General features: G+C 43.3%; 12 protein-coding genes. 10 read left to right on the top strand and 2 right to left on the bottom strand.

Annotated features, from left to right (window positions below):
• Positions 1-391: 391 nt before the first annotated feature.
• The 10 genes from leuB to C7B70_RS06785 all read left to right on the top strand — a co-directional run bounded on the left by leuB (position 392) and on the right by C7B70_RS06785 (position 7,323).
• A complete protein-coding gene (leuB, locus tag C7B70_RS06830; protein ID WP_199192108.1) occupies positions 392-1,477 on the top strand; it encodes a 3-isopropylmalate dehydrogenase in 1,086 nt (361 codons plus the stop codon).
• A gap of 3 nt (positions 1,478-1,480) precedes the next feature.
• Positions 1,481-2,302 (top strand): A24 family peptidase, encoded by an 822-nt coding sequence (locus C7B70_RS06825; protein WP_106368304.1) that lies wholly within the window; start codon positions 1,481-1,483, stop codon positions 2,300-2,302.
• Positions 2,303-2,359: 57 nt separating this feature from the next.
• The gene (gene accD / locus C7B70_RS06820; protein ID WP_106368303.1) at positions 2,360-3,298 is read left to right on the top strand and encodes an acetyl-CoA carboxylase, carboxyltransferase subunit beta; all 939 of its coding nucleotides are present in this window, start codon (positions 2,360-2,362) and stop codon (positions 3,296-3,298) included.
• Between the two features lie 87 nt (positions 3,299-3,385).
• Entirely contained in the window at positions 3,386-3,580 is a 195-nt protein-coding gene (locus C7B70_RS06815) for a translation initiation factor IF-2 (RefSeq protein ID WP_106368302.1), read from the top strand.
• A gap of 196 nt (positions 3,581-3,776) precedes the next feature.
• The gene (psbV, locus tag C7B70_RS06810; protein WP_106368301.1) at positions 3,777-4,268 is read left to right on the top strand and encodes a photosystem II cytochrome c-550; all 492 of its coding nucleotides are present in this window, start codon (positions 3,777-3,779) and stop codon (positions 4,266-4,268) included.
• Positions 4,269-4,347: 79 nt separating this feature from the next.
• Positions 4,348-4,827, top strand: a complete 480-nt coding sequence (gene psbV2 / locus C7B70_RS06805) for a photosystem II cytochrome PsbV2 (RefSeq protein WP_106368300.1) — start codon at positions 4,348-4,350, stop codon at positions 4,825-4,827.
• 90 nt (positions 4,828-4,917) lie between these two features.
• Positions 4,918-5,334, top strand: coding sequence for a plastocyanin (petE, locus tag C7B70_RS06800; protein WP_106368299.1), 417 nt, complete (start codon positions 4,918-4,920; stop codon positions 5,332-5,334).
• Between the two features lie 106 nt (positions 5,335-5,440).
• Entirely contained in the window at positions 5,441-5,779 is a 339-nt protein-coding gene (petJ, locus tag C7B70_RS06795) for a cytochrome c6 PetJ (protein ID WP_106368298.1), read from the top strand.
• A gap of 101 nt (positions 5,780-5,880) precedes the next feature.
• On the top strand, positions 5,881-6,597 hold the full coding sequence (locus tag C7B70_RS06790) for a rhomboid family intramembrane serine protease (protein WP_106368297.1): 717 nt from the start codon (positions 5,881-5,883) through the stop codon (positions 6,595-6,597).
• Positions 6,598-6,636: 39 nt separating this feature from the next.
• Complete coding sequence (locus C7B70_RS06785) at positions 6,637-7,323, top strand: rhomboid family intramembrane serine protease (RefSeq protein WP_106368296.1); 687 nt, start codon at positions 6,637-6,639, stop codon at positions 7,321-7,323.
• A 2-nt stretch (positions 7,324-7,325) separates the two neighbouring features.
• Here the strand turns inward: C7B70_RS06785 and C7B70_RS06780 are convergent, their stop codons facing one another.
• Entirely contained in the window at positions 7,326-9,029 is a 1,704-nt protein-coding gene (locus C7B70_RS06780) for an ABC transporter permease (RefSeq protein ID WP_106368295.1), read from the bottom strand.
• 48 nt (positions 9,030-9,077) lie between these two features.
• Positions 9,078-10,028 (bottom strand): ABC transporter ATP-binding protein, encoded by a 951-nt coding sequence (locus C7B70_RS06775; protein ID WP_106368294.1) that lies wholly within the window; start codon positions 10,026-10,028, stop codon positions 9,078-9,080.
• Positions 10,029-10,110: the final 82 nt, after the last annotated feature.

Raw genomic sequence — 10,110 nt, 5'->3', positions numbered from 1 at the left:
ATCCCTGGTTAGATATTTTTCCAAGTTCCAATTTATTGCTAGGATTCAATCACTTAATTGCCAAAATGAATCAATTTAAATCCTTTTATGCTTCTGGATAATTTCACTTATTTGTTACTTTTTGATTTCGGAAACTGACAAAAAAGGGATATAAAGCCGCCCTGAAGTGCGGGGCTTTAAACCCATTTTTCCGGTAAGTTAGAGGCAGAAGATTAACAGGTTTATTGAGAGACATTTTGCAGGGGGTTTGGGGGAGGCAACTCGTCCCCCAATGGGGGGTTTGGGGGGCAGACCCCCCAATTCCTGGTTTTTCTTAGCAACCTTTAGCTAAATAAACCCTAATAAAAGTAGCAGAAGTCGCTTATTGTCAAAAAACAGAGCTTTCTAAAAAATAATGACACAGTACAGGATTACGCTTTTACCAGGAGATGGAATTGGCCCAGAAATCATGGCGATCGCAACTGAAGTATTACAAGTAGTTGGACAGCAGTTCGATCTAAGCTTTAAATTTACCGAAGCTTTAATCGGTGGCGCAGCCATCGATGCGATAGGCGAACCTTTACCCCCAGAAACCTTAGATAAATGCCGAGATAGCGACGCAGTATTATTAGCAGCCATTGGCGGTTACAAATGGGACAACTTACCGCGCCATTTGCGCCCAGAAACCGGATTATTGGGATTAAGAGCGGGTTTAGGATTATTTGCCAACTTGCGCCCAGCCAAAATATTACCCCAATTAATTGATGCTTCTTCTTTAAAACCAGAAATAGTAGAAGGCGTAGATATTATGGTAGTGCGCGAACTTACAGGCGGCGTATATTTTGGGCAACCAAAGGGAATTTTTACCACCGAAACCGGGGAAAAACGGGGAGTAAACACAATGGCTTACACCGAAAGCGAAATAGATCGCATTGGTAAAGTTGGATTTGAAACAGCACTTAAACGCGGCGGAAAACTCTGCTCAGTAGACAAGGCAAATGTTCTAGACGTATCGCAACTGTGGCGCGATCGCATTAACGAACTAGCCAAAGAATACCCCGACGTAGAACTATCCCACCTGTATGTAGATAACGCCGCCATGCAGCTAATACGCTACCCCAAACAGTTCGATACCATCGTCACGGGTAATTTGTTCGGCGATATTCTTTCTGATGCCGCAGCCATGCTTACGGGCAGCATAGGAATGTTACCATCGGCAAGTTTAGGACTAGCGGGAACACCAGGAGTATTTGAACCTGTACACGGTTCAGCGCCCGATATTGCTGGGAAAGATTTGGCAAACCCCCTAGCTCAAGTATTAAGTGCAGCCATGATGTTGCGCTACGCCCTCAATCAGCCAAAAGCCAGTGATCGCATTGAGCAAGCAGTAATGCAAGTATTAGACAATGGCGATCGCACTGGGGATATTATGGCTCCAGGAATGAATCAATTAGGGTGTAAAGCGATGGGTGAAGCGATAATCAAAGCTTTAGATTAATTTATGGATCCATTGCTGGCATTACCCGCCTTCATCGTTGTTTTTATCCTCGGAGCATCTATAGGCAGTTTTTTAAACGTAGTTATTTATCGAGTTCCCGCCGGATTATCGGTACTTTATCCCCCCTCTCGTTGCCCCCAATGCTTGCACAAACTAGGTTTAAGAGAGAATGTCCCGGTTTTCGGCTGGTTAGCGCTCGGTGGGCGCTGTCGTCATTGTCGAACTAAAATTTCGCCGCGTTACCCTATCGTAGAAGCGGTAACGGGGCTAATATTTTTGTGCGTCTTTTGGCAATTTGATGTCTCGATTCAAACTCTTGGTTATTGGACGTTTTGTAGTTGGCTACTAGCGCTATCTCTAATCGATCTCGATACTATGACTTTACCTGACCCTTTAACACAATCTGGGGTAATTTTAGGGCTGATATTTCAGTTTGCCGTCGGGTATATAGCACTTAATAGCATTAGTGGGGCGATAAATCAGCTAATGGCAGGCATTATCGGCGCAGTAGTGGGAATTTGGCTATTAAACTTGATTACGATCTTTGGCTCAGTATTCCTCGGACAGGCGGCGATGGGTTGGGGCGATAGTAAACTAGCGGCAATGATGGGCGCTTGGCTAGGCTGGAAATATTTGCTATTAGCAAGCTTTATTGCTTGTGCTTTGGGGGCATTTATTGGCGGTGGGGCGATCGCTTTGAAAATCATCAATCGGCGGCAACCTATGCCTTTTGGGCCCTTCTTGGCATTGGGGGCGGTAATATCTGTATTTTGGGGTGAATTTCTTTTAGCTACTTACTGGCGTTGGTTTTTTCCAATTAGCTAAACACTCGCTCCCTTTCGAGTAAGATTATAATGCTTAATTTATGCATTCTACATATCCATGTCCCTGTTTGATTGGTTCGCAAATCGTCGCAAAACTGAATCTACAAATAAAGAACCCCAACGTGATATTGCTGATGGACTCTGGAATAAGTGCGTAGCTTGTAGCGTACTTGCCTACACCAAAGACCTGCGTGCTAATCAAATGGTTTGTTTAGAATGCGGTCATCACGTCCGTGTAGATAGCGATGAGCGCATTCGCCAGCTAATTGATGATCGCACCTGGAACCCCATCAATCAAAACCTGTATCCCCTCGACCCCTTAGAATTTCGCGATCGCAAACCCTACAGCGATAGATTAAAAGAAACTCAACAAAAAACTGGCTTAATCGACGCAGTACAAACAGGTAACGGCAAACTAGACGGCTTACCCGTTGCTTTAGGCGTAATGGATTTTCGGTTTATGGGCGGTAGTATGGGTTCGGTCGTCGGTGAAAAACTTACTCGGCTCATTGAACAGGCTACCCTTCATCGCTACCCCACGATCATTGTTTGCGCCTCTGGAGGGGCGAGAATGCAAGAAGGGATGTTAAGCCTCATGCAAATGGCAAAAATATCAGCCGCGCTAGAGCGCCATCGTGAAGCAAAATTACTCTACATTCCCGTACTAACTAACCCCACTACTGGAGGCGTAACCGCAAGTTTTGCCATGCTGGGTGACTTAATTATCGCCGAGCCCAAAGCTACCATTGGCTTTGCCGGACGACGGGTAATCGAGCAAACTATCCGCGAAAAACTGCCAGAGGAATTTCAAACCGCCGAAGACTTATTACGTCACGGCTTTGTGGATGCGATCGTTCCCCGTCCACAGTTGAAAAAAACCTTAGCTCAACTAATTTGTTTACATCAGCCGCTTACAACTACGCCCATAATAGACCCTTGGCACAGTGCGATCGCCCAAGAGTCACCGCCAGAAGCGATCGCACAGCAACCTATTTAAGCGCTAAGTTTGGCTGACAAATTGCGCTCTCAACATGATATTGATAATAGAGTGGCTTAATCTCTATTTATTACTGAACTATTCATTATGGGTTTTGCAGACTTGTCCATTGCTGAAATAGCGGCGGACTACAACCTCTCCGAAGCAAAGGTACTATCTCTGTGCGACCAGTTGGGAATCGCTTATAAATCCTCTAAAACTCGTCTAGCTTTAGAAGATGCCAAAATAATCATTTCCCACATCTTGACGCAAATCCAATCTTCAAGTAATCAACAAGATTAAAAAGCGGTCAACTTTACATAAGTACAACAAGTTATTAAGATACGTGGCATTTTGCCCCGCTAGTAGTGACTTTGGCGAAAAATAAGAACCGCAGCCGAATTTATTACCTGTGGTTTTTGCTCGAACAACAGTAATCAAGAGAATTAAGCCCATGATAAATAGCTGTATTCGGAGTCGAAATTTTTGAAGGGGAACTATGTTTAAAAAAACGATCGCTCTAGTGATGGTAACTTTACTACTAACCTTTGGGCTAGTTGTTGGTCGTGCGACCGCCCTAGAACTTAGCGAAGCTGTACGGACAGTGCCATTAAACGGGCAAGGAGATACAACCGTACTCAACCTCAAGCAGGTTCAAGAAGGTAAACGCTTATTTAATTATGCTTGCGCTCAGTGTCATGCTGGGGGAGTAACGAAAACAAATCAAAACGTAGGACTCGACCCAGAAGCCTTAGCTTTAGCGACTCCACCCCGCAATAATATTGCAGGATTAGTCGATTACTTGCATAATCCGACTACTTACGACGGTGAAGAAGAAATCGCCGAATTGCACCCCAGTACAAAGAGTGCAGATATTTACGCGGCAATGAGAAATCTATCGGAAGATGACTTAGTAGCTATTTCTGGTCATGTCTTACTGCAACCCAAAATTGTTGGCGATAAGTGGGGCGGTGGCAAAATTTATTACTAAAGCCTGTTAAGTAAAAGCCTTCAGCCCTTCTGGAGGCTTTGGACAATATAAAAAATTAATTTAAGGTTGAACGCTATAAATGCTACGTCGATTGTGCTGTATTGTTGCCGTAATTTTAATTTCAATCCTCCAGACTTACCCCGCCCAAGCGGCAAATATTGATCGCTATTTAGTGCGCTTTCTGCACGTAACAGCGCCCATAGATTTAGCATTGAACGAAAAGGGCGAAACGCGATCCTATGCCCCAGAAGTCTTAACTCGTGGTAAAGAACTGTTTGAAAATAGTTGTTTAAACTGCCATGTAGGGGGCGCTACGCTGCCCGATCCGCAAGTTTCTTTATCTTTGCCCAAACTTCAGGGCGCAACCCCGCCCCGCGACAATATCAATAGTCTGGTGGCTTATTTAAGGCGACCAATGGTTTACGATGGCAGCAGCGAAACGTTTTGGTGTCGTCAAGTGCCAGAAAGCTGGATGTCGCAAGACGAAATAGAGAGTTTGGCAGCTTTTGTACTGACGGCAGCCCAAAAAGCTCCCGCCTGGGGTACAGATAAACTGTAGATTAATCTAGGATCTGATGGGCGATCGCGCTGTATCGTGCCTAGAAACTGTATTATTGAATCATAAAGACAGATATTTTTGGAGAAAATTATGAAATTGATTGCTGCAACTTTACGGCGCTGCGGTTTAGTAGCATTAGCTATGGTGGCGCTAGTCAGCAGCTTTGCTTTGTTTACCCCCTCGGCGGCGGCGGAAAATTACCAAGTTAAACTAGGTTCAGACAAAGGAATGCTAGTTTTTGACCCTGCCAAGCTAACTATCAAGTCTGGCGATACCGTTGAGTGGGTAAATAATAAAGTTCCCCCCCATAACGTTGTTTTTGATGCAGCTAACAACCCCACAAAGAGCGCTGATGTAGCTAAAGGCTTGTCACACAAGCAATTGCTCATGACTCCCGGACAATCTGTGAAAACAACTTTTTCTGAGACAGCCCCCGGAGATTATACCTACTACTGCGAACCTCATCGTGGCGCAGGCATGATTGGCAAAATCACCGTAGCAGAATAAAGTCTTAGTTTCTCCTATAGGTTGAAACTTCGCTCATAATTTTATGAAAGGGAAAAGGTTAAAAGTAAAACCTTTTCCCTTTTACAATTTTTACCCGTGCAACGCTATGAGAAAAACTATATCGATTCTCCTCTTAGCTTTAGCAACTTTTGCCGCTTTATTTTTGGGTAATTTTCCCGCCCTCGCCAGCCACACCCATCGCGGAGAAGAAATTTTTAGCCACCACTGCGCGGCTTGTCATCTTGGCGGCGGTAATATCGTGATTTATGAGAAAAATTTGCACTTGTCAGCGCTGGTAAAGCACCACATGAATTCTATTAATGCGATCGCCCATCAAGTAAAGCATGGTAAAAAAGCTATGCCAGCTTACAAAGGTCACTTAAGCGATCACCAAATTGAAGAAGTTGCCTCTTACGTCCTAAAACAAGCTAGAAAAGGCTGGTGAATTTTTAAACTAAACTCATAAATCCATCCGTAGGCTAGAAGCTACAGCCCCAAAAATTGCTTATTGTGTTGCTAGTTTCAACAAACCGGAAATAAGTCGGCATGGTTCCAATTAAAGACAATAATCCTACAACAATTACTCCTTACATAACTTTTGGGCTAATTGCAGCAAATATTCTGGCTTTTTTATTTGAAGCAACTTTACCCCCTCAAGAATTAGATGGATTTTTCCACTTAGCCGCCGTAGTACCAAGAGAATTAACCGCGAGTTTCGGCGGTATAGCCGTAAATCAACCTGTACCAGAGTGGATCACTCTATTTACTTCGCAATTTCTGCACGGCGGTATCTTACATTTGGGCGGTAATATGCTGTTTTTATGGATTTTTGGCAACAATGTTGAAGATCGTTTAGGTCATGTCAAGTTTTTAATTTTTTATCTTGCTTGTGGTGTGCTTGCAGGCTTGACTCAGTGGTTTTTCTCGCAAAATTCTGGGATTCCGTCTTTGGGGGCGAGTGGGGCGATCGCTGGGGTCATGGGGGCGTACATTCTCCGCTTTCCCCGCGCTGAAGTTGTAACTTTGATTCCCTTGGGTTTTTTCTTCCCAACGGTGAGGGTTCCAGCGTTTTACTTTCTAGGCTTTTGGTTTTTACAACAAGCCTTTTACGGATTTGCTAGCTTTGAAGCACCAACAAATATTGGCATGGAAAGCGGCGGAATTGCTTACTGGGCGCACGCTGGCGGCTTTGTATTTGGGGCAATATTGGGCCCGTTACTTGGATTACTGGAAGCGACACCAGAGGAAAAAGCTTATCTGTAGTGGCAAAATGTAAAAATATTTATTTAGGAATAATTACCTGTGGTTCCATTACGAGATAATAATCCGATCTCAATTACTCCCTATGTTACTTACGGGTTATTTATTGCCAATATTGCTGTTTTTGTATATCAATTGAGCTTGGCAAAACCGCAGTTAGAACAATTTTTTCACGTTGCGGCGATGGTTCCCTGTGAATTGTCTGGTAGTTGTCCAGTAATAGGACAACTACCAGAATGGATAACATTATTTACGTCGCAATTTCTGCATGGTGGGTTTCTGCACCTCGCGGGTAATATGTTGTTTTTGTGGATTTTTGGTAACAATATTGAAGATCGGCTAGGGCATATTAAGTATCTAATTTTTTACTTAGGTTGCGGCGCATTAGCAGCTTTAGCGCAGTGGTTTTTTTCGCAAAATTCTGGGATTCCATCATTGGGGGCTAGTGGTGCGATCGCCGGAATTATGGGCGCGTACATTCTCCGCTTTCCCCATGCCAAAGTTTTGACGTTAGTTCCCCTAGGCTTTTTTATTACTACTTTCCAACTTCCTGCCTATTTGTTTCTGGGTTTCTGGTTTCTCCAGCAAGCATTTTTCAGCTTTGCAAGCTTAGGAGTGCGGACAAATGTAGGCATGGAAGGCGGCGGAATTGCCTATTGGGCCCACGCCGGGGGGTTTGTAGTTGGGGCAGTTCTAGGGCCAATGCTAGGGCTAATGAGGCGCGATTAGTGCTAAGGAAGGGAAGCTTTAGGCGGGGCAAATAAACTAATCGAACCAGATGCACCAGCTTTTTTTAATTGACGAGTAATTTGAACTGAACATAAGGTAAGTATGCTCAACTGTCCTAGTAGCGTCAGTAATATGTTAAATGCCCCAGCATCTTTAATTGCTGCAACAGCAAAGACAGTAAATAGCCATAAAGTCGGGGCTTTGATAGGACCTATAGACAGTAAGGCAAGCATAAGGGGCGGTGTAATAATTACAGTACCTAAAATGCCCATTATCCAAAGTCCCTGTTTTTGCGTCTGCGTAAATACAACTAATTGGGCGATCGCGGCACACACCAAAATAAAGCTTGAACTCAGCACCAAAGCCATTAACGCCGATAATTTATAGCTGCCGTCTAATGCTATAACAATCCAAGGAATTAAGATAATAGCTGTAATTGCTAAGTTAAGTGCGATCGCAACTATTGCCGGACTTTTTTCACCTATTGCCAAGTCCCGAAGCAGCGATGAATTTAACAAACCCTTGCGGCTACTCTGTTTTTGCTTTCTATATCGCGCCCAATCTTGCACAGCTTGCCTTTGAGGTGTAAGCGCAATAATTAAGCCGAAAAACAGCAGGAAGTTATAAGCAAGTAAAATCTGAAAATGGTATATTAACCCAGATTTTTCGCCAAAAACAGCAAAGCCTAAAGTTACTACCTCAAAGCAAGCAACTAATAAATAACTTTGACGTTTACTAAATATGCTCTTACTAAAATTAGGAAAGCGGCGCTGCATAGCTTGCCAACTCCAATAAGTCCACAAACTGTAATTTAAGACCGAAATACTGACTACGCCTACAATTCCTAGCCCTACAGGCAAGTTAAACCAGTGTAAATTTTGAATTCCTAATTGAGAGAACGAAATTGTCGGTTCGTTGCCAGTAGCTGAGATTAAATATTGAAGAATTAAAGCTGGAGAAAATACATTTAGCCAATCAAAAGGATCGCTTTCTATCCGTTTACGCAAAGCAAAGCAGAGGAATATTAAAACAGTACCACTCCCTAACCAAGCTTCAAATCCACTCAATACACCAGAACTAATTAAGCTAAATAGCAGAGAGAGGCTATAGAAAAATAGGCAACTGGTTGCTAATACGCCGTAAAAGCTCAAAATCCAAATTAAAGGGATACTCGCACTAAATCCAGCCCACAAATGCAAGGGTACAGCCAAGAGCGCGACTACATAGAGCAGAATTGGTACGCCGAGAATTTTACCCCATAAAATATTTTGGGGCGATCGCGGACTAAGACGAATAAAGTTTAACGTCCCTCGGCGTTCTTCTTGAGCCAAGTTGTCAATTAATAGGTAAGTTCCGGCTACTAATAAACTAAATATGCCGATTACGCTCAATATTAAAAATAAGTCTAGCGACCATCTTTGCCAGTCAATAAGCAAATCGCCCGCCGCATCTACAAGACAAGTGCGATCGTTATCATGGGCTATGGAGCGTGTACAGTAGGGATCAATAGTAGGTAAAACCTCTATATTATTTTCTACTATTGGGTGTGGTAAACGCACCAAAAAAGACATCAATAGTAAGAACTGACCTAGGATGGATATGGCTCCAGCTAAGATTAAGTTGCGCGGTTTGAGTCGTCCTTTGAGTTCTCGTAATAATTGGGGATTGCGATCGCCTAAAGCCTCGATCCAGTCTAGTTTGAGCATAAAAAGTCTCTGTTTTAGCTTGTTATTTGCACTGAGATAAGCGATCTCTCACGATGGTTGTTTGTGACCGAGTTTAAGAAAAATAGTTTCCAAGTCTTCCTGAGCGCAATGAAACTCTGTAATTGGAATACCAGCATTGATTAAAGATTGCAGTAAATTTGCACCCGCAGCGCGATCGCCTGTAAAGTAAGTTCGCATACTATTGGTTTGCGGTATAACTTCCCATTCCTCAATTAATGGATGCTCGATTAGGTAAGCTTTTAAGGTTTCTAAGTCTCCTAAAGTTGATATAAATATCTGTTGGCGGCTTTGACGCTCGTAAAGGTCAGTAAGATTACAACTTTCGACTAAATAGCCTAACTCCATAATTCCTACCGACGTACAAAGTTCTGCTAAGTCGCTGAGGACGTGAGACGAAATCAATATTGTCATCCCAGCTTCTTGTAATACTTTGACAATCTCCCGAAATTGCTGCCGTGCAATGGGATCTAGCCCTGATACAGGCTCATCTAGTAATAGTAAAATCGGTTCATGAATAATTGTTCGCGCTAAACTTAGGCGCTGCTTCATTCCCCGCGAGAGCGTACTAATTTGACTATTGCGCTTGTAGGTTAGTTGGACAAGTTCTAATACTTCGTTGAGGCGTTGACGGCGACGAGGATTTTTTAACAGGTACAACCTGGCAAAATAATCTAAATAATCCCATACACTCAAATCGTTGTATAAAGGGAAATCATCGGGTAAATAGCCGAGATGACGCTTAAGTAAGGGGTTGCTTTGGTCTAATAATAAGCGATCGCCATTGATATAAATTTCCCCTGTAGTCGGTTCTTGAGCCGCCGCCAACATCCGAATTAGGGTAGTTTTTCCCGCACCGTTTGGGCCGATAAGTCCATAAACTTCACCTACAGCTATTTCTAAATCCACATCATTAACAGCAATATGGCGATCAAAGCGTTTAGTTAGTCCGCAAGTTTTAATTGCTAATTCTTTTGTCATAGGTGCGGAAACTGGTAGCCGTTTTTTGGTCTAGCCTAGCCTGCAATTAGGAGAATCGCTGTAGAGTTGCAGAAATGGAAAC

The sequence above is a fragment of the Chlorogloea sp. CCALA 695 genome, from assembly GCF_003003885.1.
GTDB lineage: Bacteria > Cyanobacteriota > Cyanobacteriia > Cyanobacteriales > Chroococcidiopsidaceae > Aliterella.
The sequence above is the reverse complement of the archived record's forward strand: the minus strand, read 5'-3'. Positions and strand labels throughout refer to the sequence as shown.